Raw genomic sequence first — 371 nt, 5'->3', positions numbered from 1 at the left:
CAACCGTCGCGAATCGCCCGGTCCGATCAAAGGTAAATTTTGATTCAAACTTTGTTGGTAATTTCTCGTTAGGAATGGCCTGATTGTCCGGCGGCGCCGTTCCTGCCTTCGGTCTGTTTTGTATTGCGTACAGGTCAAGATGCGGATTTCAGGGGTCGTCGGTTTCCTATTTGCATCGCTTTGCCTTGCCGGCTGCTCGTCCACGTCGGGCGTCGATGCCATGCAGATGCCGTCCAGCGAGACGACGAGCTCGGTTGTGCGGCCGAGCGCTTCGGTGCCGAAGGGCGTGAGGACCGCCGCGACGGAGAAAACCGTCGAGACCGCGTCGATGTCGGGCGCTTCACGTTTCAAGCCGCCGGCGCCGCTGCTCG

At 59.8% G+C, this 371-nt stretch carries 1 pseudogene; it reads left to right on the top strand.

The window, feature by feature from the left end:
• Positions 1 to 139 precede the first annotated feature (139 nt).
• A pseudogene (locus EN851_RS37545) lies at positions 140 to 280 on the top strand (muramidase); the annotation flags it as partial.
• Between the last annotated feature and the right edge of the window lie 91 nt (positions 281 to 371).

It is taken from the genome of Mesorhizobium sp. M8A.F.Ca.ET.208.01.1.1, from assembly GCF_004791315.1.
GTDB lineage: Bacteria > Pseudomonadota > Alphaproteobacteria > Rhizobiales > Rhizobiaceae > Mesorhizobium.
Note: the sequence above shows the minus strand (reverse complement) of the source record. Positions and strands in the feature narration are given on the sequence as shown.